Below are 25,439 nucleotides of genomic sequence, written 5' to 3'. Positions count from 1 at the left end.
AGGCAAGGCCCAAAACACAACGTCAAAAAAACTTCTTGCTCTCAGGATTAAAACAATGGAACTCGACATCAAGGGAATCATGGATCGGCTGCCGCATCGCTACCCGATGCTGCTGGTGGATCGGGTACTGGACATGGTTCCCGGCAAGAGCATCGTGGCGATCAAGAATGTGTCGATGAACGAGCCGTTCTTCACCGGGCACTTCCCGCATCACCCTGTCATGCCGGGGGTGCTCATCATCGAAGCCATGGCGCAGGCCGCGGCCTTGTTCTCGTTCGAGGACGACAGCGAGGTCAATCCGGCCGACCGCAAGATCGCCTACTACCTGGTGGGTGTGGACGGGGCACGGTTCCGCAGGCCGGTGCTGCCGGGCGATCAGTTGCGCCTCGAAGTCGTGGCCGAGCGCATCAGCCGCACGATCTGTAAATACTCGGGCAAGGCCCTGGTCGATGGCCAGGTTGCGGCCGAGGCCAAACTGATGTGCGCCATACGCGTACTGGAAGATTAATGACCAGCAGCCTGATTCATCCTACCGCCATCGTGGCGCCGGGTGCGCAGCTTGCGGCCGACGTTGCCGTGGGGCCATACAGCATCATCGGCGAGCACGTCAGCATAGGGGCCGGCTCGATCGTCGGGCCGCATTGCGTGATCGACGGGCATACCCGCATAGGCGCGAACAACAATTTCTACCGCTTTTGTTCGATAGGCGGCATGCCGCAGGACAAAAAATACGCCGGCGAGCCCACTTGCCTGGAAATCGGCGACGGCAACACCGTGCGCGAGTACGTGACCATCAATACCGGCACCGTACAGGACGTGGGCACGACGCGCCTGGGCGACGACAACTGGATCATGGCCTATGTGCATATCGCGCACGATTGCCAGATCGGCAGCCATACCGTCATCGCCAACAGCGTGCAGCTGGCGGGGCACATCCACATCGACGACTGGGCGATCGTCGGCGGCCTGTCGGCCTCGCACCAGTTCGTGCGCATCGGCGCGCACACCATGATCGGCGGCACCAGCTCCATACGCCAGGACATTCCGCCCTACATCATCGGCGCGGGCGACCCTTTCCGCCCGGTGGGCATCAATTCCGAGGGCCTGAGCCGGCGCGGTTTCAGCGCCGAGACCATAGGCGTGCTCAAGGACGCCTACAAGCTGCTGTACCGCCGCCAGCTCAGTGTCGAACAGGCCGTCGAGCAAATGGCCGAACTGCAGCAGCAGCATCCGGAATCCCATCAGGCCGTGCAGGTGCTCGTCGATTTCCTCAAAGCCTCGACGCGGGGCATCGCGCGGGCGCAATGAGCGGGGCCGCGCGGCCGCCCGGAGGGCGTGCTCCCTGCCACGGGGAAGATGCCGCGCAGCGGCAGAGGGCCGTTCGTTTCGCGCGGCCGCAGGGGGGCTGCCCATGAACCCGCGCATCGGTATGGTGGCCGGCGAACCCTCCGGCGATCTGCTGGCCGCCAGCGTCATCGAGGGCCTGCGCGCGCAGGCGCCGGACTGCGTTTGCGCCGGCATAGGCGGCCCGGCCATGCAGGCCGCCGGTTTCGACGCCTGGTACCCCATGCACGCCCTGACGGTGTTCGGCTATGCCGACGCCTTCAAACGCCTGCCGGGCCTGCTCTCGACCTACTTCGGCGCGCGCAATCGCTGGCTGCGCGAGCGGCCCGCTGTGTTCGTGGGCGTGGACGCGCCCGATTTCAACCTGCGCCTGGAACAGCGCCTCAGGCAGGCGGGCGTGCCCACCGTGCACTTCGTCGGGCCGTCGATATGGGCCTGGCGCTACGAACGCATCCACAAGATCCGGGCCGCGGTCTCGCACATGCTGGTGCTGTTTCCCTTCGAGGAAGAAATCTATCGCAAGGAAGGCGTGCCGGTAACTTATGTCGGGCACCCGCTGGCCCGGCGCATTCCCTTGCAGCCGGACGTGGCCGGGGCGCGGCGTGCGCTGGGCCTGGATCCGGGGGCACGCGTGCTGGCGCTGCTGCCGGGCAGCCGCGCTTCCGAGATCCGCTTGCTGGGCCCGCGCTTCCTGCAGGCCGCGCAGCGCCTGCTGCAGCGCGACCCCGGCCTGGTGGTGCTGGTGCCCATGGTCAATGCCCAGCGGCGTGCCGAATTCGAGGCGCTGCTGCGGCGCCTGCCGGTGCCCGGGCTGCGCCTGCTGCAGGGAGCCGCGGATGCCGCGCGCCCGGTTGCCTGGGACGCCATGGAGGCGGCCGACGCGGTGCTGGCGGCCAGCGGCACCGCCACCCTGGAGGCGGCCCTGTTCAAGAAGCCCATGGTCATCTCGTACGTGCTGTCGCCGGCCATGCGGCGCCTGATGGAGTGGAAATCCGGGCAGGCCAGGCCCTATGTGCCTTGGGTCGGCCTGCCCAACGTGCTGCTGCGCGATTTCGCGGTGCCCGAGCTGCTGCAGGACGAAGCGACCCCTGCGGCGCTGGCCGACGCCGCCTGGCGCGCGCTGACCGACGCACCTTACGCGCAGGACATTGCGCGGCGCTTCACGGCCCTGCATCAGGATCTGCGCCGCGACACCCCGGCGCTGGCCGCGCGCGCCATACTCGAGCAGGCGGGCCATGGGGCAGGGTGATTTGTTCGGCGTGCCTCAGGCCTTGCGGGTGGCGGGCGTGGACGAGGCCGGCAGGGGCCCGCTGGCCGGCCCGGTATTCGCCGCCGCGGTCATACTCGACCCGGCGCGGCCCATCGCCGGCCTGGCCGATTCCAAGGCCTTGAGCGCCGCCCGCCGTGAAGAGCTGGCCTGCGCGATACACACGCGCAGCCTGGCCTGGTGCGTGGCCAGCGCCAGCGTCGAGGAAATCGACCGCCTGAACATTCTGCAGGCCAGCATGCTGGCCATGCGGCGTGCCTGCGCCGGACTGCAGCTCGCGCCGGATCTGGCGCAGATCGACGGCAACAAGGTGCCCGCCGGCCTGGCCTGCATGGCCGAGGCCATCGTCAAGGGAGATGCCAAGATCGCCGCCATTTCGGCGGCCTCGATCCTGGCCAAGACGGCCAGGGACGCGGACTGCCTGTTGCTGCACCAGCAGTATCCGGACTACGGTTTCGATCGGCACAAGGGCTACGGCACCGCCTTGCACATGGCACGTCTGCAGGCCCACGGGCCATGCCCGGCCCATCGCCGCAGCTTCGCACCGGTGAAACGATTTTTCGTGATACCGCGGCAGCAGGCCGAAGGCGCCGGCGCAGAGTCCGGGCTGCCGTCCGCCGCCGGGCTGCTGCAGTCCGACGCATTCGATGCAGGCTAATTCCATTTCTAAATCAACCGTGCACTTTGTGAAGAGTTCCGGCCTCTCGGCCGGAGACTCTCCGCCACTATTCGGGGGCGCCTACGGCGCCGAAATGAACCAGGCCTCGCTCGCCCCCGCCCCAAAGGGCGGGCTCGCGCTCTGGCTCGTGGTCAGCTTCGCTTGCCGTACTAGGTGTACTGTCTGCGCTTCGCTTTCGCGTTCACGATCGATTTAGAAATGGAATAAGGATCGTTTTTCATATGAAGCACATCAGCTCGCGCAGCAATCCGGAATACCGGCAGTTATTGCGCCTGGCCGAGGGTCGCCATGGCGCGCAGGCGGTGCTGGAAGGCCTGCACCTGTGCCAGGAGTGGGTGGCGCATTATGGGGCGCCGCGCTACGCGCTATTCGACGAGGCGCTGCTGGCGCGGCAGCAGGACGGCGAACTCGGCGCTTTGTTCGGCGCTTTGGGAGCCGCGGCCTGCGCCACCTGCGAGCCGGCGCTGATGCGGGCGCTGTCGCCCATAGGCCAGGATCAGGGCGTGTGCTTCCTGGTCGACGTGCCGCGCCCGCCGCGCCCCGAGCGCATCGACGCCGACTGCCTGTGGCTGGATCGCGTCCAGGATCCGGGCAATGTGGGTACGCTGCTGCGCACCGCGGCAGCGGCCGGCGTGGGCCAGGCCTATCTGTCGCCGGGCTGCGCCGCGGCCTGGTCGCCCAAGGTGCTGCGCAGCGCCCAGGGCGCGCACTTCGCCATGGCGATCCATGAGCACGTCGATCTGGCGGCCGAGCGCGCCAGGCTGGCGGTGCCGCTGCTGGCAACCAGCCTGCAGGACGGTGTCTCTTTGTACGCGCGGGCACTGCCCGGGCGTTGCGCCTGGCTCTTCGGCAATGAGGGCAGGGGCGTGGATCCTGCCTTGTTGCAATTGGCCGACCTCAGGGTTTTCATTCCTCAGGCGGCAGGGGTGGAGTCCCTGAACGTGTCGGCCGCCGCCGCGGTCTGCCTGTTCGAGCAGCGCCGCCAGCGCCTTGCGGCGCATGGCGTGCAGGTTCCGTAATAGCGCAATCGGGCGGCAGCCGGGCGGGGTTTCGGCAAAAGCTTCCTAGGTGCACCGCCGGGCGCAAGCGGTGAAGCGCCGGGCTCGGCGATGGGTCTAGGGCCTGTTCACCCTAACAGGCCCTAGTATGCCCGCCGGTTCAGGCCGACTTCTTCCAGCACCTTGGTGGAAATTTCTTCAATGGACTTGGTGGTGGTCGACAGCCACGGTATGCCTTCCATGCGCATCAGGCGCTCGGCGGAGGCGACCTCGTGGCGGCATTGCTTGAGCGAGGCGTACTGGCTGTTGGGGCGGCGCTCGTTGCGCACCTCGGCCAGGCGCGTGGGCTGGATGGACAGGCCGAACAGCTTGCGCCGGAACGGCGCCAGGGTGGCTGGCAGCGAGCCGCGGTCGAAGTCTTCGGGTATGAGCGGAAAATTGGCCGCCTTGATAGCGTATTGCATGGCCAGGTACAGGCTGGTGGGGGTCTTGCCGCAGCGCGACACGCCCACCAATATGACATCGGCCTGTTCCAGCCCGTGCACGAACTGGCCGTCGTCGTGCGCGAGGCTGAAATTGATGGCTTCTATGCGGTTGTGATATTGCTTGGACAGGCCGCCCATGTGCGAGCGGCCTATGGAATGGCTGGGCTTGACGCCCAGCGCGGTCTCGATGTGCTGTACGAAGGTGCCGAACAGGTCGAGGAAAGTGCAGTTCGCCTGGCGGATGACCAGGGCGATCTCGGGGTCGACCAGTGTGCTGAATACCAGCGGCGTCTGGTTTTGTTCCTGGGCGCAGCGGTTGATGCGCTGGGCCGCCTCGGACGCCTTCTGGGCGCTGTCGATGAACGGCATGCGGATCTGTTCGAATTCGAATTGTTCGAACTGCGAAAGCACCGAGTGACTGAATGTTTCGGCGGTAATGCCGGTGCTGTCCGAGACAATGAACACCGTGCGTTGCATGAGTGGGGCTGCCATGTGAGCGAGTGTGAGTGGGCGGGCGCGGGAGTGGAAGTAACGGTACAATCCAAGGGAATCAAGAGTAACAGTCGCCTTCGACCGGGGCAAGGCCGGTTTGCTTAGCGCATGGGCTCGTATCTGCGGGCGGTGCGTCGTGCGCTGAGCAAACACGCTTTCTTTTATATAGTTCAAAGGTGACTTTATGTCTTACGTAGTGTCTTTCGAGCAGCTCCGCATGTCGGACGTAGACTCGGTAGGAGGCAAGAACGCATCACTCGGGGAAATGATCAGCCAGCTCGCGGACGCCGGAGTCCGCGTGCCTGGCGGCTTCGCTACTACGGCCCAGGCCTTTCGCGACTTTCTCAAGTCCACGGGTCTGGATGTGCGCATCAACCAGCGCCTCGACGCGCTCGATGCCGATGATGTGCGCGCGCTTGCGGAAGCCGGCGCGCAGATCCGCCAATGGGTCATCGACACACCGTTCCCCGCGCAATTCGAGCAAGCCATACGCGAGGCTTTCGCGCAGCTCGACGCCGACGGCAAGGGCACCTTCGCCGTGCGTTCTTCGGCTACCGCCGAAGACCTGCCCGACGCTTCTTTCGCGGGCCAGCAGGAAACCTACCTGAACGTGGCGGGCATCGACGACGTGCTGGAAAAAATCCGCCACGTGTTCGCCTCGCTGTACAACGACCGTGCCATTTCCTATCGGGTGCACAAGGGCTACCAGCATGCCGACGTAGCGCTTTCCGCCGGCGTGCAGCGCATGGTGCGCTCCGACCGCGGCAGCGCCGGCGTCATGTTCACGCTGGACACCGAGTCAGGCTTCGACGGCGTGGTGTTCATTACCTCGTCCTACGGGCTGGGCGAGACCGTGGTGCAGGGCGCCGTCAATCCGGACGAGTTCTACGTCTTCAAGCCGACCCTGGCCAGCGGCCACTACCCCATCATCGGCCGGCGCATAGGCTCCAAGCTCATCAAGATGGAATTCGACCCCGAGCGCACCGGCGGCGTGGCGGTGCGCACCGTGGACGTGCCGGTGTCGGAACGCAACCGCTATTCGCTCACCGACGACGAAGTCATCGAGCTGGCTCGCTACGCGGTCATCATCGAGCAGCATTACAAGCGGCCCATGGACATCGAATGGGGCCGCGACGGCATCGACGGCAAGATCTACATTCTGCAGGCGCGCCCCGAAACCGTGCGCTCGCAGCAAAGCCAGCACGACGTGCAGGAACGCTACCGCCTGAAGGCTACCGGCGAAGTGCTGGTCACCGGCCGCGCCATCGGCCAGAAGATCGGCTCGGGCACGGTGCGCATCGTCGCCGACATCTCCGAAATGGATCAGGTTCGCGCCGGCGACGTGCTGGTCACCGACATGACCGACCCCAACTGGGAGCCCGTCATGAAGCTGGCCTCGGCCATCGTCACCAACCGCGGCGGGCGCACCTGCCATGCGGCCATCATCGCGCGCGAGCTGGGCATCCCCGCGGTGGTGGGCTGCGCCCATGCCACTTCGGTGCTCGACAACGGCCATGAAGTCACCGTGTCCTGCGCCGAGGGCGACGAGGGCCGCATCTACGACGGCCTGATCGAGACCGAAATCGAAGAAGTCCGCTGGGGCCAGATGCCCGAGATCGGCGTCAAGGTCATGATGAACGTCGGCAACCCGCAACTGGCCTTCGATTTCTCACAGATCCCCAATCAGGGCGTCGGCCTAGCGCGGCTCGAGTTCATCATCAACAACAATATCAACGTGCACCCCAAGGCGGTGCTCGATTATCCCAACGTCGACAGCGACCTGAAGAAGGCCGTGGAATCGGCGGCGCGCGGCTATGCCAGCCCGCGCGCCTTCTTCGTGGAAAAGCTGGCCGAGGGCGTGGCCACCATTGCCGCGGCCTTCCACCCCAAGCCGGTTATCGTGCGCCTGTCCGACTTCAAGTCCAACGAGTACCGCAAGCTGGTGGGCGGCTCGCGCTACGAGCCCGAGGAAGAAAACCCGATGCTGGGCTTCCGCGGCGCCTCGCGCTATATCTCGGCCGAGTTCGAAGAATGCTTCCGCATGGAATGCGAGGCCCTGAAGAAAGTACGCGACGACATGGGCCTGACCAATGTCGAGATCATGGTGCCTTTCGTACGCACGCTGCAGCAGGCCGACAAGGTCGTCAAGCTGCTGGCGCGCCACGGCCTGGCGCGCGGCGAGAACGGCCTGCGCCTGATCATGATGTGCGAAGTGCCGTCCAATGCGCTGCTGGCCGACAAGTTCCTGCAGTATTTCGACGGCTTTTCCATCGGCTCGAACGACATGACCCAGCTCACGCTGGGCCTGGATCGCGATTCCGGCATGGAGCTGCTGGCGGCCGATTTCGACGAGCGCGACGAGGCCGTCAAGTTCATGCTGAACCGCGCCATCAAGGCTTGCCTGGCCGCCGGCAAATACGTGGGGATCTGCGGCCAGGGGCCCAGCGACCATCTCGATCTGGCGCTGTGGCTGCGCGACGAAGGCATATTGTCGATGTCGCTCAACCCCGACACCGTGGTCGATACCTGGCAGCGCCTGGCGCAAGAAGAAAAGTCGCTGCAGCAAGACGCCGCCTGAAGTTGCGGCGGGGCCGCGCGGCATGTGCCGCGCGGTTTTGCTCTCGGGGTAGGGCTTATGCAAGCTCATGCACACAGGGTAGTGATCGTCGGCGGCGGGGCGGGGGGCCTGGAGCTGGCCGCCAAGCTGGGCGGGCGTTTCGGGCCGCGCTGCGTGACCCTGGTCGACCTGGCGGCCTTCCACATCTGGAAGCCTTCGCTGCACGAGGTGGCGGCCGGCACACTCGACATCCACCGCGAAGGCCTTTCCTACTTCATGCTGGGCAAGAGCCGCGGCTTCCAGTTCGTGCGCGGCGAGATGCTGGGCGCCGATCTGCAGGCGCGCAGCATCCGCCTGGGGGCGGTGCGCGACGCGCAGGGCGAAGAACTGTACCCGGCCCGCGATCTGGCCTACGACACCCTGGTACTGGCCGTGGGCAGCAAGTCGAACTTCTTCGGCACCCCGGGTGCCAGCCAGTTCGCGCTGGCCATAGATTCCACCGCCCAGGCCGAGAAATTCCGTCTCAGGCTGCTGCGCGAGCTGGCGCACGCGCAAGGCAGCAGCCGGGGGCTGAACATAGCCATCGTCGGCGCCGGCGCCACAGGGGTCGAGCTGGCGGCCGAGCTGGCGCAATCCTGCGCCGACGTGGTTTCTTACGGCCTGGCCGATTTCGATCCGGCCCGCGACCTGCACATCACCTTGCTGGAGGGCGCGCCGCGCATTCTCTCGGCGCTGCCGGAAAAGATCTCGACGGCCGCCCATAATCTGCTGACGGAGCGCGGCATCCAGGTGCGCACCGGAGTGCGCATCGCCGCAGTGCGGGCCGATGGCTTGAGCGACAGCGAGGGCCGCGATTATCCGGCCGATCTGTGCGTCTGGGCCGCGGGTATCGAGGCGCCGGCATTTCTCTCCGGCCTGGGCCTGCGCAGCAACGCGCGCAACCAGCTGGTGGTCGATGCCGCCCTGCGCACCAGCGACGCGTCGGTCTATGCCCTGGGAGACTGCATCGAGCTGGCCTGGGGCGAGGGCAGGTTCGTGCCGGCTCGCGCCCAGGCCGCCCATCAGCAGGCGGATTTCCTGCTGCAGGAACTGTCGGCCCGCATCCGTGGCGCCGCGCTGCCGCAGGGCGGCCGCGCCTTCCGCTACAAGGACTACGGTTCGCTGGTGTCGCTGGGGCATAGCCGCGTGGTGGGCAATCTCATGGGGGTGCTGACCGGCAAGGGCCTGTTCATCGAGGGGCTGTTCGCGCGCTTCATGTACATGAGCCTGCACCTGATGCATCATTTCGCCTTGCTTGGAGGGCTGCGCACCGCGATGCTGGCCATCGGGCGGCTGCTCATCAAGCGCGGCGCACCGCGGGTCAAGCTGCATTGAACGGCCGCCAGCCATCGACAGATGCCGCGTCGACGGGCCGGCACTTCGCGGCAGGCCGCGGCGACGACAAACCCCGGCCATGGCCGGGCGCGGCATACCGCAAGGTGTTATGCCCGCGGGCGTTTTCATAATGGAGAAGCATCGAATGTTCCATGCGCAGCTCAGTTCGCCGCTGGGCCCCATCTTGCTGTGCGCGAACGGCACTGGCCTGGCCGGACTGTATTTCGTGGGGCAGTCCGATTGCCCGGTGGTCGACGGCTTGCCGGCGGTTCAGCCCACCGCGGGGGGGCCGGCCTGGGGCGAGCATGAAGGCCGGCCCATACGCGGCTTCAGGGCCCGCCCCGGCAAGACCGCGGATCTGTTCGACACAGCGCCCGAGCGTAGCCGGAGCGCCGCGCCCAAGGCGGCCGAACTGCGCATGCTGCAGGCCGATACGCCGCCGGCCGTGGCCGCGCTGTTCGACATGACGGCGCGCCAGCTCGATGAGTATTTTGCCGGGAGGCTCAGGGTCTTCGATGTGCCCCTTGAAGTATCGGGCACCGACTTCCAGAAACGTGTCTGGGGCGCGCTGCTGCGCATTCCCTACGGCATGGCGGTTTCATACGGTGACGTGGCCCGCGATGCCGGCCTGTCGCAGCGTCACGGCCGGCCGGTGGGCACCGCCGTCGGGCGCAACCCCGTCACCATCATCATTCCGTGCCATCGGGTGCTGTCGCATTCGGGCCTGCTTACCGGCTATACCGGCGGCCTGTCGCGCAAGCTGGCGCTGCTGGAGCTGGAAGGCTTCGAGCTGACTTGAGCGCAGCCCAGGCGCCTGGCTTGCCTGGCACACCTGTGTGAAATCGGCGCATCCGTCGGGTGCATCTATCGGAGTAGTGCCCGCGGGGCAGCGCGGGCGTTGGGGATGCGCGCCAACGCGACGCATGCCGGGCAGGGTCGATAGACCCAAGCGCATCGGGCGGGACAGCCGCGGAAGCTAATTCCATTTCTAAATCAACTGTGCACTTTGTCAGCTTCGCTTGCCGTACCGGGTGTACTGTCTGCGCTTCGCTTTCGCGTTCACGATCGATTTAGAAACGGAATTACATCACAGCAGCGATTTGCCGTACTGCAGTACCTGCTCGCAGACCTTGTCGGTGATTTGCTGCTTGAGCCCGCCGCCGCCCAGGTCGACCTTCTGGCCGCTGTTGCCGCCCAGTATGCCCTGGAGGCCTTGCTGGTAGCCTGCGTCGGACTGGGCCGACTTGGCGCCGCCCAACTGGCCCAGCAGCTTGTTCTGCACGCTGGACGCATCGCCGCCGCCCAGATAATTGTTCTTGGCGCAATAGGTCAGCACTCCGGTGATATTGCCGGTGCCCACCGAGCTTAGCGAAGGCATGGATTGCCCGCCCAGGCTGCCGCCCAGGCCGCCCAGCAGCGAAGAGGCGCCACCCGAACTGCCCGAGGCGCTGGAGCCTTGCTGGCCGCCGAGCGCGCCTTTGACGGAATCCAGCAGCTGCGCCTGCGCGACCGATGCGGCGCCGAACAGCAACAGGGCGGCCCAGCAGGCCGGGCGTAGATTCAGGGTGCGTGGGACGGACATGGCAACTCCTTGTTAGCATGAGACATGGCTCGGAAGATTTGCTGAAAAGTATAGGGGTGTATCGCCGCACGGATTGATATTTAATGTAAATTCACTCGCGTGGATGTGCGTGAATAGGCGTGGATGCCGGCGGCGCTTTGCAATTCGTTGTGGCGCCTGATCCATGGCGCATGGCAGCGTGGGCTGGCGGCGCACTATGGCCAGGAGCAGTGCGACCCGGCACAGCAGGAACAGCCGGTCGCAGCCGCGGCGTCCACCGCAGCGGCCCCTGCGGAAGGGCTCATGCCGAAGGCGCCTATAATCGATTGGAGCGTGGCCGCGGCCGCGCAGTGCTGGGCACAGGGGGATGCAATGTGGTTCTGGTTCGGGTTCGCGATACTGGCGCTGATAGGCGAGGCCATGACCGGCACGTTCTATTTGCTGCTGTTCGCCTTCGGCCTGGCCGCCGGCGGCGTGGCGGCCTTGCTGGGTTCGCAGCTGGCGGGGCAGATTCTGGCGGTGGCGCTGGTTACCCTGGTCGGCCTGGCCATTTTGCGCAAGACCGGCGTGCTCAAGAAGCGGGAAGTCGACGCGGCCAGCAACCAGGACGTCAATCTCGACATCGGCCAGGTGGTGGACGTGCAGTCCTGGTCGGCCGACGATACGTCGCGGGTCTGGTATCGCGGCGCTTACTGGCAAGTGCGCCTGCAAGAAGGTGCGGCCAGGCAGGCCGGGTCGCACCGCATCGTGGCGGTACAGGGCGCCACGCTGCTGCTAAGCCCCGAGAACCCTACACATTGAACTCGTACGCGGCGCCTGCGGGGGCTTGCCGCGCGCGGGGCACACTCAAGAGGTGATAAGCATGGAACTCGATATTTCCACCATAGTCCTGATCGTGCTGGTGGTGCTGGTCTTTGTCGTCGTGGTCAAGACTATTGCCATCGTGCCGCAGCAGCATGCCTGGGTCATCGAGCGCCTGGGCAAGTTCGATCGTGCGCTTTCGCCGGGCGCCGGCTTCGTCATTCCCTTCATCGAGCGCGTAGCGTACAAGCATTCCCTCAAGGAAATCCCGCTGGACGTGCCGAGTCAGGTCTGCATCACGCGCGACAACACCCAGCTGCAGGTCGACGCCGTGCTGTACTTCCAGGTAACCGACCCGATGCGCGCCTCGTACGGCTCGTCGAACTACATCTCGGCCATCACGCAACTGGCGCAGACCACGCTGCGCTCGGTCATCGGCAAGATGGAACTCGATCGCACCTTCGAAGAGCGCGAGATCATCAACAGCACCATCGTCACCGCCCTGGACGAAGCGGCGGTGAACTGGGGCGTCAAGGTGCTGCGCTACGAGATCAAGGATCTGACGCCGCCGGCCGAGATCCTGCGCGCCATGCAGGCTCAGATCACGGCCGAGCGCGAGAAGCGCGCGCTGATCGCGGCCTCCGAAGGGCGGCGCCAGGAACAGATCAACATCGCCACCGGAGAGCGCGAAGCGTTCATCGCGCGCTCCGAAGGAGAAAAACAGGCCCAGATCAACAAGGCCCAGGGCGAGGCCTCGGCGATCCTGGCGGTGGCCGAGGCCACGGCCAAGGCGATCACGCAAGTGGCCGAATCGGTGCGCCACCCCGGCGGCATAGAGGCCGTCAACCTGAAGGTCGCCCAGCAGTACATCGAGGCTTTCGGCAATGTGGCGCGCGAGGGCAATACCTTGATACTGCCGGCCAACCTCGCCGACATGGGCGGGCTGATCGCCACCGCCATGGCGGTGGTCAAGGGCAGCGGGCCAGGGGCTTGAATCATCCGGGCTTGCGATCGCAAAGAGAACAAGGCGTGCAGCCGCAGACAGTACAAATAGTACGGCAAGGCGAAGCAACACCGTTATCTTTGCGATCGCAACCCCGTATCAGTCGTCGCGGCGGCGCGTGTCGTGCTTCATGATCCGCTCTTTTTCGCGCGCCCAGTCTTTGTTGCGCTCGGTGTCGCGTTTGTCGTGCAGCTTCTTGCCGCGGCCCAGGCCGAAATCCAGCTTGACGCGGCCGTTGCGGTAATGCAGATTCAGCGGCACCAGGGTATAGCCGCGCTGTTCCACCTTGCCGATCAGCTTGCTGATTTCTTCGGCCTTGAGCAGCAGTTTGCGGCTGCGGGTGTTCATGGGGTGGATGTGGGTCGAGGCCGTGGGCAGGGGGCTGACGTGCATGCCTATGATCCACAGCTCGCCGTCGCGCACGATGACGTAGCTTTCCTTGAGCTGCACGTGCCCGGCGCGTATGGCCTTGACTTCCCAGCCCTCGAGCACGAGCCCCGCTTCATAACGGTCTTCGATGAAGTAATCGTGGCTGGCCTTGCGGTTCTCGACTATGCTCATATAAACGGTACTGCGCAGGGGTGCTGCGTCCGGAGAAGGTAAAATCAGGACATTCTATCGATTAACCTTGCTCGATGCACACTGTACAACGCTCAGTCCTGGTTCCCCATAGCTGCGAACAAATGTTCGACCTGGTGGCCGACGTCGAAAAATACCCCGACTTCATGCCGTGGTGCGGCGGCGCCCAGGTGCGCGCGCGCGACGAGCACGGCATGCAGGCCTCGATCATCATCAGCTTTGCCGGCATCAAGCAGTCGTTCAGCACCCGCAACGAACACGATTATCCGCGCCTGATCACCTTCAATCTGGTCGACGGCCCGTTCTCGGCGCTGAAGGGCACCTGGGAATTCAAGGCCCTGGGGGAAAACGCCTGCAAGGTGATCTACACCATGGAATACGCGTTTTCCAGCCGTGCGCTGGAGGCCGTGGTGGGCCCGGTATTCAACCGCATCGCCACCAGCTTCATCGACTCTTTCACGCAGCGCGCCCAGTCCCGCTATGGCTGAAGGCGCTGCCGCCACAATCAATATCGAGGTCGTATACGCCGCGCCGGGCGGTGTGTGGCGCGTGGCGCTGCAATTGCCGGCCGGCGCCACTGCCGCCCAGGCGCTCGAGGCCAGCGGCCACGCTGGCCGCCATCCCGGCTACGCATCCAGCCTGCCTGCGATCGGCGTGTATGGCCGCGCCTGTGCGCCGGAACACGTGCTGCAGGACGGCGATCGCCTGGAAATCTATCGGCCGCTGGATTTCGATCCGCAAGAGTCGCGCCGGCGCCGCGCCGCCCATAAACGGGCCGCCGGGAAGGGCGCCGGATGATATAGTAAAACGCAGCAGCCGGCCCTGCACGGACGGCGTAACTGAACGGCCCCGGGCTCTCCCGGGCCGCCAAGAACAAGGAAGAGACAAGCCATGGATTTTCGCCTCAGTGACGAACAGCAGGCCTTCGTCCAGGCGGCGCGCGAATTCGCCGCCGGCGAGCTGGCGCCGAACGCCGCCCGCTGGGATGCCGAGAGCATATTTCCGCGGGACGCCTTCGCCCAGGCCGGAGCCCTGGGCTTCTGCGCCATCTACGCGCCGGAATCCATAGGCGGGTTGGGACTGCCGCGGCTGGATGCCACGCTGGTGTTCGAGGAAATGGCGGCGCACGACCCTTCGACCACCGCCTTCCTGACCATCCACAATATGGCCACCTGGATGATAGGCTCGTGGGCCACAGAGCCCGTGCGCCAGGCCTGGGGGCCGCAACTGTGCAGCGGCGAGAAGCTCGCCTCCTATTGCCTGACCGAGCCCGGCGCGGGCTCGGACGCCGCATCGCTGGCCACGCGCGCCGAGAAGCGCGGCGATGCTTATGTGCTGAACGGCTCCAAGGCCTTTATTTCCGGGGCCGGCGACACCGACGTGCTGGTGGTGATGGCGCGCACCGGCGGCGCCGGGCCCAAGGGCATTTCGGCCCTGGTGGTGCCGGCCGGCCTGCCCGGCATCACCTATGGGCGCAAGGAAGACAAAATGGGCTGGAACAGCCAGTCCACGCGCCAGATCAGCTTCGAGAACGTCGAGGTTCCGGCCGAAAACCTGCTGGGTGCGGAAGGGCAGGGCTTTGCCTTCGCCATGAAGGGGCTGGACGGCGGGCGCATCAATATCGCCACCTGCTCGGTGGGCGCCGCCCAGGGCGCCTACGACGCGGCGCGCCGCTACATGGGCGAGCGGCGCCAGTTCGGGCACGCGCTGGCGGACTTCCAGGCCCTGCAGTTCAAGCTGGCCGACATGCTCACGCACATCGTCGCCGCGCGCCAGATGGTGCGCCTGGCCGCCGCCCGGCTCGACGCACAAGACCCGCAGGCCGGCACGTATTGCGCCATGGCCAAGCGCCTGGCCACCGACCTGGGCTTCCAGGTCTGCCTGGATGCGCAGCAGATCCATGGCGGCTATGGCTACCTGAAAGACTACCCGCTGGAGCGCCTGGTGCGCGACAGCCGCGTGCACCAGATACTGGAAGGCACCAACGAAATCATGCGCGTCATCATCGCGCGCCAGGTGCTGGAAAAAGGAGCCGACATACGATGAATTCCGCGGTGCAGTTCGAGGTGCTGGCCTGCGCAGGGCAGCGGCGCATAGGGGTGGCGACGCTGAACCGGCCGCAGACGCTCAATGGCCTGACGCTGGAAATGTGCGAGCTGCTGCAAGAGCAGCTCACGCTGTGGGAAAACGATGCCGCCATTGCAATGGTGGTGCTGGCCGGCGCCGGTGGCAAGGCCTTTTGCGCCGGCGGCGACCTGCACGGGCTGTACCAGGCCATGCAGGAAAACACCGGCGGCGCCTGGGACAACGCCTATGCGCGCCGCTTCTTCGAGGTGGAATACCGGCTCGACTACCACATCCATACCTATTCCAAGCCCGTCTTGTGCTGGGGTAGCGGCATCGTGATGGGCGGCGGCGTTGGCCTGATGATGGGCGCCAGCCATCGCGTGGTCACGGAAACGACGCGTTTCGCCATGCCCGAGATCACCATCGGCCTGTTTCCGGACGTGGGCGGCACCTGGATGCTGAGCCGCTTGCCGCGCGGCATCGGCAATTTCCTCGCCTTGAGCGGCGCCCAGCTGGGCGCGGGCGATCTGCGCATGCTGGGCCTGGCCGACTACGTGCTGCCCGCGGCGTCGTGGCCGCAAGTGCTCGAGCAACTGCGGGCGCTGGACTGGCCAGGCGAGCGCAGGGCCGCCGACATACAGCTGGGCCGCGTGCTGCGCGAGGCCGGCGCGGGCCTCGCAGCGCAAGAATCCGGGCCGCTGCAACGCCACTACGAGGCCATCAACAACGCCTGCGACGGGGCGGATCTGGCCGCCATCAGCGCCTACATCGCCGATCTGCAAGCGTCCGACGATCCGTGGCTGCAGCGCGCCGCGGCAACCCACCGGGCCGGTTCGCCCGGCTCGGCACGGCTCTGTTTCGAGCTGTTGCGGCGTAGCCAATTGCTGTCGCTGGCCGACGCTTTCCGCCAGGAATACATTGTGTCGTTGCACTGCGGCGTCGAAGGCGATTTCCGCGAAGGCATACGCGCGCTGCTCATAGACAAGGACAAGAGCCCGAAATGGAATCCGGCGCGGCTGGCCGATGCTACGCCCGCATGGGTAGAGCGCTTCTTTAAGCAGCCCTGGCCGGCGCGGCAGGCGCATCCGCTTGCGGATCTGGAAGCCCGGCCACAAACCGGATAAACAGCGACAGGGCGCCGAGGCAAGCCCGAGCCTATCCAATCCGCGGGCTCGAGCCCGCAACCATTGTTTTGCACACAAGGAGACAACATGAGCCGTATTGCATTCATAGGCCTGGGCCACATGGGCAGCCCGATGGCGCTCAATCTGCTCAAGGCCGGCCACGAGCTGGTGGTATTCGACCTGGTGCCGGCGGCCGTCAAGGCATTGACCGACGCCGGGGCGCAGTCCGCGCCGGACGCGCGCGCGGCGGTCGCCGGGGCCGACGTGGCCATTACCATGCTGCCGGCCAGCCGCCACGTAGAGGGCCTGTATCTGGGCGACACCGATTTGCTCGCGCACATCGCGCCCACGACGCTGGTAATCGAGTGCAGCACCATTGCCGCCGAGTCGGCGCGCAAGGTGGCGCAGGCCGCGGCCGAACGCGGCATACGCATGATCGATGCGCCGGTGTCGGGCGGCACCGCGGGCGCGGCGGCAGGCACCCTGACCTTCATCGTCGGCGGCGAGGCCGAGGCGCTGGAGGCGGCGCGGCCTTATCTGGAAAAGATGGGCAAGAACATCTTTCACGCCGGCTCGGCCGGGGCGGGACAGCTCGCCAAGATCTGCAACAACATGCTGCTGGGCATCCTGATGGCGGGCACCGCCGAGGCGCTGGCCCTGGGCGTAGCCAATGGGCTGGATCCCAAGGTGCTGTCGGACATCATCTCGAAAAGTTCGGGGCGCAACTGGGCCACCGAGCTGTACAACCCCTGGCCGGGGGTGATGGAGCAGGCGCCCGCGTCCAAGGGCTATGCCGGCGGCTTCGGCGTGGACCTGATGCTCAAGGATCTGGGCCTGGCCGCCGAGGCGGCGCTGCATGCGCGGGCCTCGACGCCGCTGGGCGAGCTGGCGCGCAACCTGTATTCGCTGCACAGCGCGGCGGGCAACGGGCCGCTGGATTTCTCGAGCATCCTGGGCCTGTACAAGAAATAAGCGCGGCCGCGGCCTCGTGCCTGCGGGCAGGTTCTGGGGCAAATTCGGTGCAAATGTTTACCGAATTTTCACGGCATACCTGATGCCGCGCCTTTAAAGGCGCGGCGGGTGTAAACATCTGAACCAAAAACGCGCTAGGGCGATTTGAGCTTGACTGTTCAGGGATTTTTCGTGGCTCTGGCCTGGTGCAATGCCTCGAAGGGTGTAGAGGCCTGAACCAAAAAAAAGCCCTAGCCCTGTTCGGCCGGGGCGATCTCGTAAGGCAGCGCCTGCAGCGCGATCGCCGGCCCGTCGGCGGCTTCCAGCCGGTAGGCGGTGTCGTCCAGGCTGGCCAGCTGCACTTCCATCAGCAGCACGGTCGCGCCCGCGTTCGCCGCGGCGTCGATCACACGGCCGCAGGGGCTGTCCGGGCGCTGGGCGTCGTAGGTGTCGCGGCCGGCCAATTGCGCGGCCTGCGCTAGAGCCGTGGCGACCCGGCCGCCGGCCATGCGTCGCTTCACGGTGCCGCGGTAGTGGCTGCGCGCCACGATTTCCTGCCCCGGATAGCAGCCTTTGGTGAAGTTGACGCCGCCGATCAAGTCTAGGTTCAGCGTCTGGGGAATGAACATGTCCTGGGTGGCGGCCGATATCCACGGCAGGCCCGCGGCAATGTCCTGCGCACGCCACGCCTCGGCCAGCGTGCCGGCCGAGGCGCCATCCGCGCCGGCCTGGCCCGGTTCTTCCGGCGGCAGCCCGGCCGCCGCATCGCCCGGCTCGGTGGCGATCCACCACCAGCGCGGGCCGTGGTTCGGGGCGGTCGGCGCGGCGATAAAAAAGCCCGCGGCGCCGGACACTACGGCCCAGGGTTGCGGGTCGGCGGGCAATGCCGCCAGCTCGGCCGCGGGCGGCAATGGCGTATCGAGCCCTGTTGCGGCTTCGGATGCCGGCAGCGGGCCTTGCGCCTCGCCACGGGGCAGCAGGCCGGTGACCGGTGTGGCGGTCAGGCGCAGCTTGGCCTTGGCGCGCAGCACGTACATGGACAGGCGTTTCACCAGGGCCTGGGCGATGTCGGCCTTTACCATGGCGTAGAGTTTGGGCGGTTCGCTGCCTGCCTGCGCGTGCCACAAGACCATGGTGGCCAGCAGGCGTCCCTTCGGCGTGCAATAGCCGGCCAGCGCCGCGCGCCCGGCGGGCAGGCCCGCCACGTCCTGCGTGAGCTGGCCGTGCATGAAGGAGACCGCGTCGGCGCCGGCTATCTCGATCACGGCCAGATCGCGCAGCCGCGCGCAGTAAAAGAAAGGAGCGTTCGGGGCGCCGATGGCGCTTGCAGTGTGGAGGTTCGTATCGGCAGGCATGGGAAAGACATCTAAAAGACACAAAGGGGTACAGCGATTATGATAGCGGGCTTGCCGGATCGGCGCTGCCATGACCACGCATCGAGCCCGGGCTACACTTGAGACAATGAAGAAAGTCGCATCGATATTCCTCTACGGGCTGCTGGCCTGCGTGCTGCTGGTGGCCGCGGGCGGCTGGGCGGCCTGGCACTGGGCGCACAGCCCCGTCGAGCTTGCCGCGCCGCGCATCGACTATCTGGTCGAGGTGGGCAGCCGGCCGCGCGCCGTGGCCCAGGCCATGCGCAAGGCGGGCATACGCATCAACGAAGAGGCCTTTGTCTGGCTTGCCCGCGCCAGCGGCAGCGACAAGCTGATCAAGGCCGGCGCCTACGAAACCGAGCCCGGCGACACGCCGCTGACGCTGCTTGCGCGCATGGCCAGCGGCGAAATGACCCAGACACGCATCACCTTGGTCGAGGGCTGGACCTACCAGCGCATACGCCAGGCCTTGCGCGACAACCCGCAGATACGCCACACCCTGCAGGATGTTTCCGACGCCGAGCTGCTCAAGCGCCTGGGCGCCACGGAAAGCAGTCCCGAAGGCCTGTTCTTTCCCGACACCTATGTGTTCGTGCCCGACTCCAGCGATTTCGACATACTGCGCCGCGCCTACAAGGCGCAGCAGCAACTGCTGGCCTCGGTCTGGAAAGAGCGCGATCCCGGCCTGGCGATCGAGTCTCCGTACCAGGCTTTGATCCTGGCCTCGATCATCGAGAAAGAAACCGCCAACGTCGCCGATCGCAAGCGCATCTCCGGGGTGTTCATGAACCGGCTGCGCCTGCACATGCCGCTGCAGACCGACCCCACGGTCATCTACGGGCTGGGCGCGGCCTATCAGGGCAAGCTGCGCAAGGCCGACCTGAACGCCGACACGCCCTGGAACACCTATACGCGCGCCGGCCTGCCGCCCACGCCGATCTGCAGCCCGAGCAGGGCTTCGCTGATGGCGGCGGTGCAGCCCGAGGTCAGCAAGTACCTGTACTTCGTGGCGCGCGGCGACGGCTCCAGCGAGTTTTCCGAAAACCTGCCGGAACACAATCGGGCGGTGTCCAAATACATACTGAAGTCGGGGCGCTGATGCAGAATCGACGCGGTTGTTTCATCACCCTGGAAGGCCTGGACGGCGCGGGCAAGAGCACGCATGTGCAATGGCTGGTCGACGCGATCCGCGGCCAGGGCCTGCCGGTCGTCGCCACCCGCGAGCCCGGCGGCACGGCGCTGGGCGAGGCGCTGCGCGCCATGATGCTCGAGCAGCCCATGCACCTGAAGACCGAGACCCTGCTGATGTTCGCCGCCCGCTGCGAGCACATAGAGCAGGTCATCGAGCCGGCGCTGGCGCGCGGCGACTGGGTGGTGTGCGACCGCTATACCGACGCCAGCTACGCCTACCAGGGCGGTGGGCGCGGGCTGGGCGCAGAGCCGATCCGCGTGCTGGAACAATGGGTGCATCCCCATCTGCAGCCCGACCGCACCTGGCTGTTCGACGTGCCGCTGGAGGTGGCGCGCGGCCGGCGGGCGGGCGCGCGCGAGCCCGATCGTTTCGAACGCGAGAACGGCGCTTTTTTCGAGCGTACGCGCCAGGCCTATCACGAACGCGGCCGCGAGTGTCCGCAACGCATACACATCATCGATTCCACCCGCTCCATCGAGATGGTGCGCCGCGAGCTGGCCGAAGACTTGCAGGCCCTGCTGCGGGACTGGCGGGAGCGTACATGAACGGGCCGTACGCCTGGCCGTCCGCGGGACGTGCGCTTATGCCCTCGGGATACGCGCCGCTGCCCGCAAGACACGCGTCTCTTCCCGCAGGGTGGCGGGCGCGGAGCGCACGCCCATGAGCGCCATTCCCGCCTTCTTGCCGTGGCAGACCGATGCGGCGCGCGCCTGGCTCGCCGGCAGAGAACGCTTCTCGCACGCCTGGCTGATACACGGGCTGGCCGGCACGGGCAAGCGGCAGTTCGCGCTGGCGGGCGCCGCCAGCCTGCTGTGCGAATCGCCCCGGCATGGCCTGGCCTGCGGCCATTGCGCGGCCTGCTTATGGGTGGCTGCGGGCAATCATCCGGATCTGCGGCGCATCCGCCCCGATGCCGTGGCCGTGGAAGAGGGCGGCGAGGCCGAGGAAGAGGCCGCAACGGCTTCCAAGACGGCGCCGTCGCGCTACATACGCGTCGATCAGCTGCGCGCCCTGCATTCCTGGTTCAACACCGCCACGCACCGCGGCGGCTGGCGCGTCGCGGTGCTGTATCCGGCCCAGGCGCTCAACGCGATTTCGGCCAACGCCGTGCTCAAGGTGCTGGAAGAGCCCCCCGAGCACACGGTTTTCCTGCTGGTCGCCGACGCACCCGACCGCCTGCTGCCTACCCTGGTATCGCGCTGCCGGCGCCTGCCTCTGGCCGTCCCCGCGCGGGACGAGGCGCTGGCCTGGCTGGCCGGGCAGGGCGTGGCTCAGGCCGAACCCTGGCTGGCGGCGGCGGGTGGCGCACCGCTGGCGGCGCTGGAGCTCGCGCGCAGCCGCACAGCGGCATGCCCGCAGTGGCTGGAACGCCTGATCGCGGCACTGGCGCATGGCCATGCGCCCGATATCGGCGAGCTGGCCGACGAGCTCGAAAAAGAGGCGCCCGCCGTCTGGATCGATGCCCTGCAGCGGCTGCTCCTGGATCTGCTGCTGGCTGCCTCCGCCGCGCCCCTGCGCTATTTTCCACAGGCGGAACAAGGCATACGCCGCGCGGCCGAGCATGCGGATCTCGCCAGCCTGGGCGAAACCGGCAGATGGCTTGGCCAGCAGCGTGCGCTGGCGGGGCACCCGCTCAATGCCAAACTGTTCGCGCACGCCGTGCTGCAGCGCGTGGCGCAGGCTTGCGCATCGGGCGCCTGATTCCCTGATTCCATTCCTAAACTCAATCGTGAACGCGTAAGCGCAGCGCAGGCAGCTCACCCGGTACGGCAAGCCAAGCGGATCGCGAGCCAGGGCGCAAACCCCGCCCTTTGGGGCGGGGGCGAGCGAGGCTTGGAGCCTGTTCCTGAGCACAGGGTCGGTTTAAAAATGGAATCACGGCCTGAGGGTTAAAATCGAGGCAAGCCCAGGCGGCCGTATTCCGCCCCCCTTCCGAGCCTTGCATGTACGTCGATTCCCATTGCCATCTGAATTTTCCCGATCTTGCCCGCGACCTGCCCAGCATCCTGGAGCGCATGCGGCACAACAATGTCGGGCGCGCCCTGGTGGTCAGCGTCAACCTGGAAGATTGGCCCGGGCTGATGGAAATCGTCGATGCGCACCCGCAGCTGCATGCCTCGGTGGGCGTGCACCCCGACTACGAAGACATCACCGAGCCGACCCTGGACGAGCTGCTGCGCCTGGCGCGCACGCCCAAGGTCGTGGCCATTGGCGAAACCGGCCTGGATTACTTTCGCCTGGCCGAGCCGCTGGAATGGCAGCGCGAACGCTTCCGCATCCACATACGCGCGGCCCGCGCCAGCGGTCTGCCGCTCATCATCCATACCCGCTCGGCCAGCGCCGACACCTTGCGCATCATGCAGGAAGAGGGGGCGGCCGAATGCGGCGGCGTGATGCACTGCTTCACCGAAAGCTGGGAAGTGGCGCAAGCCGCCATGGAGATGAATTTCTATATTTCGCTCTCGGGCATCGTCACATTCAAGAATGCCGCGGCCTTGCAGGACGTGGCTCGCAAGCTGCCGCTGGAACGCCTGCTGATCGAGACCGACTCCCCGTATCTGGCGCCGGTGCCGCATCGGGGCAAACTGAATGATCCTTCAAAAGTGATACACGTGGCGGAAAAGATCGCCGAGCTGCGAGAGATGCCCGTAGCCGAAGTCGCAAAATATTCCACTGATAATTTTTTTAAATTATTCAATAAGATAGAAAATTAATCTAAAGTAAATTATTTCATTAGCAGATGGCTTTGAGGCTTATCATGTGCTGCTGACGTGCTGACGTGCTGACGTGCTGACGTGCTGACGTGCCGACGTGCCGACGTGCCGACGTGCCGACGTGCCGGCATCCCCGGCCTGTTGCTTGGCGTTGCTGGCTGTTCTTTGATGATTTGCTCTCTAGAAATTACTTTAAATAATTTATTTTAAATAATTCACTTTAAATAAAGTAGTTTAAATTTAATTTGTAATATATTGATTATTATGAATATTTATAAGATTCCCCATGTGGCAACGGTTTGGGCAAAATGGGACAAGGCTATGCTGGCCTGCGCCGGCCTTGCGCTGTGTGCGGCCGCGCACGCAGCCGCGGTGCCTGCGGACTGGTGGGTCGACGTCGCCAATGACCGCGCCGGGGACATCAAGACCCTGCTCGCGCAGGGCGCCGATCCCAACGCGGTTACCGCCAAGGGCCAGCCGGCCATCATGCAGGCCGTGCGCGACGGCGCCTGGCACGTCTACGACGTACTGGCCGCCGACCGCCGCACCAAGGTGAACGTCACCAATATCAATAACGAGACACCGCTGATGTATCTGGCGGTGGTGGGCCAGACCCGGCGCGCCGAGGCGTTGATCGCGCGCGGCGCCAAGGTCAACCGGCTGGGCTGGACGCCCTTGCAGTACGCTGCCTCGAAAGGGCACCTGGACACTGTGCAGATGCTCGTGGCGCATCGCGCCATTATCGATGCGCCGTCGCCCGACGGCACCACCGCGCTGATGATGGCGGCGTTTTCCGGCAGCCAGCCCGTCGTTCAATACCTGCTCGATAAGGGCGCGGTGCCCATCGTGCAGAACATGGGCGGCCACGACGCGGCCGACTGGGCGCGCCTGGGCAAGCACGAAGAGCTGGCGGATCATCTGCATGCGCTTATCCAGAAGACGCTGGCCGAACGCGCCGCGCAGCACGCGCGCGATACGGCCGGGCAGGCGGGGCAGGCGCCGGCCGGTGCCCCGGCCGGGGACGGCGCAGGCGCCACGGCACCGGGTGAGGCTGGCGTGCCCGGCGGCGGTGTCGCGCCGACCGGCGCCGCGCCTGCCGCGCAGCAGGAAGCGCAGCCTGCGTCTGCCGGGCAGGGGGCAGGCTCGGAGAACTCGACGGCCAAATATTTCAGCCCCGAGGACAATGCCGGCAAGCCGGTGCCGAACTGAAACCCGAAACCGCGCCAGGCGCGCCGCCTGGCGCGCGGCGCCAGCCAGGGGCCGCCGCCTCGTACAGGCTTTGAGGGTACCTGGACTTTGAGCGTACCCAAGCTTTGAGCATACCCAGGCTTTGAGCGTACCCAAGCTTTGAGCGTACCCAGGCTTTGAGCGTACCCAGGCTTTGAACCGTATCTTGCCGCCGGGCACGGCCTCGTATTGGCCGGCAACGGGCACGCCGCCGAGTGCCGGCCCTAACGAGGCTTTAGAACATTTTCAGTTCAGGTATTTACATGCTTCGAAGCATTGCATTAATGTGAAAGAAGCCTCTTTCATCCTCGGGGGTGGCCGCAACTGCCATCCTCGTTAGGCAAGCGCCACGAAAACCCGGTAAACACTTGAGCCAAACTTGCTTTAGCTGGCTTCAGCTAGGCCTTAGCGGGACGCCGAAGGTAAGTACTCGGGCTTCAGGATCCCGGCCAGTTCCGCATACGGGATGCGCAGTTCGGGCTGGCCCGCGGAATAAGGGGCGATCTGGTACGAATCGTATTTCACCACCAGCCCGTCGTCGCTGAACGCGTAGTTGTCGCTGGGCTGGAACGGCCACAGCCTGTTATAGGTGGCCGGGTCGTGCCGGGCATCGGGATTGCTCGCAAGCCAGCGCTGGTGAGCGGCGCGCAGCGCCTCGACGTAGGCCTGATGCTTGCCGGGCAGCAGCACCTGATCCAGGCTCAGTACCCCTTGGCGGCTGTTGTCCCAGTTCAGGAACTGGGTCGCGGAAAGCCCATGCGCCGCGCCGGTGAGATACTGCCAGGTGTCCAGCTCGATCACGGTCAGGTACTTGCTGCGGTAGCGCGCCTTGGCCGACAGCATCGTCGAGTCGCGCGGCGCCGCCGTTTTCCAGAAATACTCTTCGTAGCCCGCCACCGTGGAATAGGGCGGGATGCGCTTTGCATTGACGCCGGTCATCATGGCCAGGGCGTGATCCACCAGCTGCGTCAGGCGCGGCACGCTGGGAAACACCAGGGATTCGAGCTTGATGCTGGGACACTCTCCCTGGCAGCCCGGCTTGGTGTGCTGCCACTTGACGGGCTGGACGAACAGCCCGTCGCGGCGGCTCTGCGCCTCGATCTGGTTGCCTGGAATCAGGGATATGTTCTGGGCCGGGCCGCCGCCGCAGCCGGCCAGCACGCCGACTGCGGCGAGCGCCAGCAGCCAGCGGCCTGGCCGTGCGCGGGATGCCGTGGCGGCCATCGGGCGGGTTGTTGTCATCGGGCTCATTCGTACGATCCTTGGGGGCCGCGCCTATGCGCAATGCCGGCGCACCAGGTTGCCGGTGCGTCCGGCCGCCTGTTTCGCCTGCGCGTGGGCGAGTACCTGAAAACCCTGGGCCAGGTCGGGGTTGGGCCACGCACACTTTAACAGGCGCTGCGTGCTGGCGGCAAACAATAGCAAGCGGCCTGGCGCTGCGCGGCTTGCTTGCCTCGGCGCTGGCCGCCTTGCCGGCCAGCGCCGAGCCTTGCCCGCCGTGAATCCATGGCGGCTTCCCGATGGCGCGCAGCGGATTGGGCTACTATGAGGCTTGCGTTGCACTTGGCCTGCCTGCTGCTCCGCCCGTATGCCGACACCCGCCGCCGGGCCGCTGTTCATGGGCCGGCGAGGCCGGCTGCCATGCTATCCA

At 66.0% G+C, this 25,439-nt stretch carries 25 protein-coding genes; 20 read left to right on the top strand and 5 right to left on the bottom strand.

From position 1 onward, the window contains the following. Nucleotides 1-55 precede the first annotated feature (55 nt). The 5 genes from fabZ (at nucleotide 56) to CEY11_RS01685 (ending at nucleotide 4,309) form a co-directional block, all read left to right on the top strand. Nucleotides 56-508 carry a 3-hydroxyacyl-ACP dehydratase FabZ gene (gene fabZ / locus CEY11_RS01705; protein ID WP_088601635.1) on the top strand — a complete coding sequence of 151 codons (453 nt, stop codon included), beginning with the start codon at nucleotides 56-58 and terminating at the stop codon, nucleotides 506-508. Continuing rightward, nucleotides 508-1,308 (top strand): acyl-ACP--UDP-N-acetylglucosamine O-acyltransferase, encoded by an 801-nt coding sequence (lpxA, locus tag CEY11_RS01700; RefSeq protein ID WP_088601634.1) that lies wholly within the window; start codon nucleotides 508-510, stop codon nucleotides 1,306-1,308. The genes fabZ and lpxA overlap by 1 nt, the downstream gene beginning before the upstream one ends. Before the next feature lie 103 nt (nucleotides 1,309-1,411). Next, nucleotides 1,412-2,593, top strand: coding sequence for a lipid-A-disaccharide synthase (gene lpxB, locus CEY11_RS01695; RefSeq protein WP_088601633.1), 1,182 nt, complete (start codon nucleotides 1,412-1,414; stop codon nucleotides 2,591-2,593). Then, a complete protein-coding gene (gene rnhB, locus CEY11_RS01690) occupies nucleotides 2,580-3,269 on the top strand; it encodes a ribonuclease HII (RefSeq protein WP_088601632.1) in 690 nt (229 codons plus the stop codon). The genes lpxB and rnhB overlap by 14 nt, the downstream gene beginning before the upstream one ends. A gap of 242 nt (nucleotides 3,270-3,511) precedes the next feature. Then, nucleotides 3,512-4,309 (top strand): TrmH family RNA methyltransferase, encoded by a 798-nt coding sequence (locus tag CEY11_RS01685; protein ID WP_088601631.1) that lies wholly within the window; start codon nucleotides 3,512-3,514, stop codon nucleotides 4,307-4,309. Nucleotides 4,310-4,431: 122 nt separating this feature from the next. Here CEY11_RS01685 and ppsR read toward each other — a convergent pair whose 3' ends face one another. Further along, on the bottom strand, nucleotides 4,432-5,265 hold the full coding sequence (ppsR, locus tag CEY11_RS01680; RefSeq protein WP_088601630.1) for a posphoenolpyruvate synthetase regulatory kinase/phosphorylase PpsR: 834 nt from the start codon (nucleotides 5,263-5,265) through the stop codon (nucleotides 4,432-4,434). Nucleotides 5,266-5,449: 184 nt separating this feature from the next. On the opposite strand from ppsR, the gene ppsA reads away from it, so the two are divergent. From ppsA to CEY11_RS25900, 3 genes are all read left to right on the top strand, one after another. Further along, nucleotides 5,450-7,843, top strand: coding sequence for a phosphoenolpyruvate synthase (ppsA, locus tag CEY11_RS01675; RefSeq protein WP_088601629.1), 2,394 nt, complete (start codon nucleotides 5,450-5,452; stop codon nucleotides 7,841-7,843). Between the two features lie 57 nt (nucleotides 7,844-7,900). Continuing rightward, a complete protein-coding gene (locus CEY11_RS01670; protein WP_088601628.1) occupies nucleotides 7,901-9,196 on the top strand; it encodes an NAD(P)/FAD-dependent oxidoreductase in 1,296 nt (431 codons plus the stop codon). A 130-nt stretch (nucleotides 9,197-9,326) separates the two neighbouring features. Then, the gene (locus tag CEY11_RS25900) at nucleotides 9,327-9,995 is read left to right on the top strand and encodes a methylated-DNA--[protein]-cysteine S-methyltransferase (RefSeq protein ID WP_269845242.1); all 669 of its coding nucleotides are present in this window, start codon (nucleotides 9,327-9,329) and stop codon (nucleotides 9,993-9,995) included. Between the two features lie 288 nt (nucleotides 9,996-10,283). Here CEY11_RS25900 and CEY11_RS01660 read toward each other — a convergent pair whose 3' ends face one another. After that, entirely contained in the window at nucleotides 10,284-10,778 is a 495-nt protein-coding gene (locus CEY11_RS01660) for a DUF2501 domain-containing protein (RefSeq protein WP_088601627.1), read from the bottom strand. Nucleotides 10,779-11,129: 351 nt separating this feature from the next. Between CEY11_RS01660 and CEY11_RS01655 the strand changes: the two genes are divergently transcribed. Continuing rightward, on the top strand, nucleotides 11,130-11,558 hold the full coding sequence (locus CEY11_RS01655) for an NfeD family protein (RefSeq protein WP_088602005.1): 429 nt from the start codon (nucleotides 11,130-11,132) through the stop codon (nucleotides 11,556-11,558). Nucleotides 11,559-11,619: 61 nt separating this feature from the next. Continuing rightward, on the top strand, nucleotides 11,620-12,552 hold the full coding sequence (locus CEY11_RS01650) for an SPFH domain-containing protein (RefSeq protein WP_088601626.1): 933 nt from the start codon (nucleotides 11,620-11,622) through the stop codon (nucleotides 12,550-12,552). A gap of 108 nt (nucleotides 12,553-12,660) precedes the next feature. Here CEY11_RS01650 and smpB read toward each other — a convergent pair whose 3' ends face one another. Then, nucleotides 12,661-13,122, bottom strand: a complete 462-nt coding sequence (smpB, locus tag CEY11_RS01645; protein ID WP_088601625.1) for an SsrA-binding protein SmpB — start codon at nucleotides 13,120-13,122, stop codon at nucleotides 12,661-12,663. Between the two features lie 74 nt (nucleotides 13,123-13,196). Between smpB and CEY11_RS01640 the strand changes: the two genes are divergently transcribed. From CEY11_RS01640 to mmsB, 5 genes are all read left to right on the top strand, one after another. Further along, nucleotides 13,197-13,628 carry a type II toxin-antitoxin system RatA family toxin gene (locus CEY11_RS01640; protein WP_088601624.1) on the top strand — a complete coding sequence of 144 codons (432 nt, stop codon included), beginning with the start codon at nucleotides 13,197-13,199 and terminating at the stop codon, nucleotides 13,626-13,628. After that, nucleotides 13,621-13,938, top strand: coding sequence for an RnfH family protein (locus tag CEY11_RS01635; RefSeq protein ID WP_088601623.1), 318 nt, complete (start codon nucleotides 13,621-13,623; stop codon nucleotides 13,936-13,938). Before CEY11_RS01640 ends, CEY11_RS01635 begins: the two co-directional genes overlap by 8 nt. Nucleotides 13,939-14,031: 93 nt before the next feature. Beyond that, nucleotides 14,032-15,186 carry an acyl-CoA dehydrogenase family protein gene (locus CEY11_RS01630; protein WP_088601622.1) on the top strand — a complete coding sequence of 385 codons (1,155 nt, stop codon included), beginning with the start codon at nucleotides 14,032-14,034 and terminating at the stop codon, nucleotides 15,184-15,186. Then, a complete protein-coding gene (locus CEY11_RS01625) occupies nucleotides 15,183-16,331 on the top strand; it encodes an enoyl-CoA hydratase/isomerase family protein (RefSeq protein ID WP_088601621.1) in 1,149 nt (382 codons plus the stop codon). The genes CEY11_RS01630 and CEY11_RS01625 overlap by 4 nt, the downstream gene beginning before the upstream one ends. An 87-nt stretch (nucleotides 16,332-16,418) precedes the next feature. After that, nucleotides 16,419-17,303: a 3-hydroxyisobutyrate dehydrogenase gene (mmsB, locus tag CEY11_RS01620; RefSeq protein WP_088601620.1), complete on the top strand. Its 885-nt coding sequence runs from the start codon at nucleotides 16,419-16,421 to the stop codon at nucleotides 17,301-17,303. Nucleotides 17,304-17,533: 230 nt separating this feature from the next. Here mmsB and ygfZ read toward each other — a convergent pair whose 3' ends face one another. Beyond that, nucleotides 17,534-18,511 (bottom strand): CAF17-like 4Fe-4S cluster assembly/insertion protein YgfZ, encoded by a 978-nt coding sequence (gene ygfZ / locus CEY11_RS01615; RefSeq protein ID WP_456297767.1) that lies wholly within the window; start codon nucleotides 18,509-18,511, stop codon nucleotides 17,534-17,536. 232 nt (nucleotides 18,512-18,743) lie between these two features. On the opposite strand from ygfZ, the gene mltG reads away from it, so the two are divergent. The 5 genes from mltG to CEY11_RS01590 all read left to right on the top strand — a co-directional run bounded on the left by mltG (nucleotide 18,744) and on the right by CEY11_RS01590 (nucleotide 23,770). Beyond that, nucleotides 18,744-19,754 (top strand): endolytic transglycosylase MltG, encoded by a 1,011-nt coding sequence (gene mltG / locus CEY11_RS01610; protein WP_088601618.1) that lies wholly within the window; start codon nucleotides 18,744-18,746, stop codon nucleotides 19,752-19,754. Beyond that, nucleotides 19,754-20,392: a dTMP kinase gene (gene tmk / locus CEY11_RS01605; protein WP_088601617.1), complete on the top strand. Its 639-nt coding sequence runs from the start codon at nucleotides 19,754-19,756 to the stop codon at nucleotides 20,390-20,392. The genes mltG and tmk overlap by 1 nt, the downstream gene beginning before the upstream one ends. 115 nt (nucleotides 20,393-20,507) lie before the next feature. Beyond that, nucleotides 20,508-21,548 (top strand): DNA polymerase III subunit delta', encoded by a 1,041-nt coding sequence (gene holB, locus CEY11_RS01600; protein WP_088601616.1) that lies wholly within the window; start codon nucleotides 20,508-20,510, stop codon nucleotides 21,546-21,548. 242 nt (nucleotides 21,549-21,790) lie between these two features. Continuing rightward, entirely contained in the window at nucleotides 21,791-22,561 is a 771-nt protein-coding gene (locus CEY11_RS01595; protein WP_088601615.1) for a TatD family hydrolase, read from the top strand. 279 nt (nucleotides 22,562-22,840) lie between these two features. Further along, nucleotides 22,841-23,770, top strand: coding sequence for an ankyrin repeat domain-containing protein (locus tag CEY11_RS01590; RefSeq protein WP_408608095.1), 930 nt, complete (start codon nucleotides 22,841-22,843; stop codon nucleotides 23,768-23,770). A 423-nt stretch (nucleotides 23,771-24,193) separates the two neighbouring features. On the opposite strand, the gene CEY11_RS01585 is transcribed toward CEY11_RS01590, so the two are convergent. Next, entirely contained in the window at nucleotides 24,194-25,039 is an 846-nt protein-coding gene (locus CEY11_RS01585) for an RsiV family protein (protein ID WP_332888352.1), read from the bottom strand. Nucleotides 25,040-25,439 lie beyond the last annotated feature (400 nt).

This window comes from Candidimonas nitroreducens (assembly GCF_002209565.1).
GTDB classification, from domain to species: domain Bacteria; phylum Pseudomonadota; class Gammaproteobacteria; order Burkholderiales; family Burkholderiaceae_B; genus Candidimonas; species Candidimonas nitroreducens.
The sequence above is the reverse complement of the archived record's forward strand: the minus strand, read 5'-3'. Positions and strand labels throughout refer to the sequence as shown.

Bases quoted from the DNA above. Each gene is read 5' to 3' on its own strand.
- CEY11_RS01685 (WP_088601631.1), top strand. From the start codon at position 3,512: ATGAAGCACATCAGCTCGCGCAGCAATCCGGAATACCGGCAGTTATTG.
- CEY11_RS01655 (WP_088602005.1), top strand. From the start codon at position 11,130: ATGTGGTTCTGGTTCGGGTTCGCGATACTGGCGCTGATAGGCGAGGCC.
- CEY11_RS01635 (WP_088601623.1), top strand. From the start codon at position 13,621: ATGGCTGAAGGCGCTGCCGCCACAATCAATATCGAGGTCGTATACGCC.
- mmsB (WP_088601620.1), top strand. From the start codon at position 16,419: ATGAGCCGTATTGCATTCATAGGCCTGGGCCACATGGGCAGCCCGATG.
- smpB (WP_088601625.1), bottom strand. From the start codon at position 13,122: ATGAGCATAGTCGAGAACCGCAAGGCCAGCCACGATTACTTCATCGAA.
- CEY11_RS01660 (WP_088601627.1), bottom strand. From the start codon at position 10,778: ATGTCCGTCCCACGCACCCTGAATCTACGCCCGGCCTGCTGGGCCGCC.
- ppsR (WP_088601630.1), bottom strand. From the start codon at position 5,265: ATGGCAGCCCCACTCATGCAACGCACGGTGTTCATTGTCTCGGACAGC.
- CEY11_RS01670 (WP_088601628.1), top strand. From the start codon at position 7,901: ATGCAAGCTCATGCACACAGGGTAGTGATCGTCGGCGGCGGGGCGGGG.
- CEY11_RS01595 (WP_088601615.1), top strand. From the start codon at position 21,791: ATGTACGTCGATTCCCATTGCCATCTGAATTTTCCCGATCTTGCCCGC.
- CEY11_RS01650 (WP_088601626.1), top strand. From the start codon at position 11,620: ATGGAACTCGATATTTCCACCATAGTCCTGATCGTGCTGGTGGTGCTG.
- CEY11_RS01640 (WP_088601624.1), top strand. From the start codon at position 13,197: ATGCACACTGTACAACGCTCAGTCCTGGTTCCCCATAGCTGCGAACAA.
- mltG (WP_088601618.1), top strand. From the start codon at position 18,744: ATGAAGAAAGTCGCATCGATATTCCTCTACGGGCTGCTGGCCTGCGTG.
- fabZ (WP_088601635.1), top strand. From the start codon at position 56: ATGGAACTCGACATCAAGGGAATCATGGATCGGCTGCCGCATCGCTAC.
- CEY11_RS25900 (WP_269845242.1), top strand. From the start codon at position 9,327: ATGGAGAAGCATCGAATGTTCCATGCGCAGCTCAGTTCGCCGCTGGGC.
- ppsA (WP_088601629.1), top strand. From the start codon at position 5,450: ATGTCTTACGTAGTGTCTTTCGAGCAGCTCCGCATGTCGGACGTAGAC.
- lpxB (WP_088601633.1), top strand. From the start codon at position 1,412: ATGAACCCGCGCATCGGTATGGTGGCCGGCGAACCCTCCGGCGATCTG.
- holB (WP_088601616.1), top strand. From the start codon at position 20,508: ATGAGCGCCATTCCCGCCTTCTTGCCGTGGCAGACCGATGCGGCGCGC.
- rnhB (WP_088601632.1), top strand. From the start codon at position 2,580: ATGGGGCAGGGTGATTTGTTCGGCGTGCCTCAGGCCTTGCGGGTGGCG.
- ygfZ (WP_456297767.1), bottom strand. From the start codon at position 18,511: ATGCACGGCCAGCTCACGCAGGACGTGGCGGGCCTGCCCGCCGGGCGC.
- CEY11_RS01585 (WP_332888352.1), bottom strand. From the start codon at position 25,039: ATGAGCCCGATGACAACAACCCGCCCGATGGCCGCCACGGCATCCCGC.
- CEY11_RS01630 (WP_088601622.1), top strand. From the start codon at position 14,032: ATGGATTTTCGCCTCAGTGACGAACAGCAGGCCTTCGTCCAGGCGGCG.
- lpxA (WP_088601634.1), top strand. From the start codon at position 508: ATGACCAGCAGCCTGATTCATCCTACCGCCATCGTGGCGCCGGGTGCG.
- CEY11_RS01625 (WP_088601621.1), top strand. From the start codon at position 15,183: ATGAATTCCGCGGTGCAGTTCGAGGTGCTGGCCTGCGCAGGGCAGCGG.
- tmk (WP_088601617.1), top strand. From the start codon at position 19,754: ATGCAGAATCGACGCGGTTGTTTCATCACCCTGGAAGGCCTGGACGGC.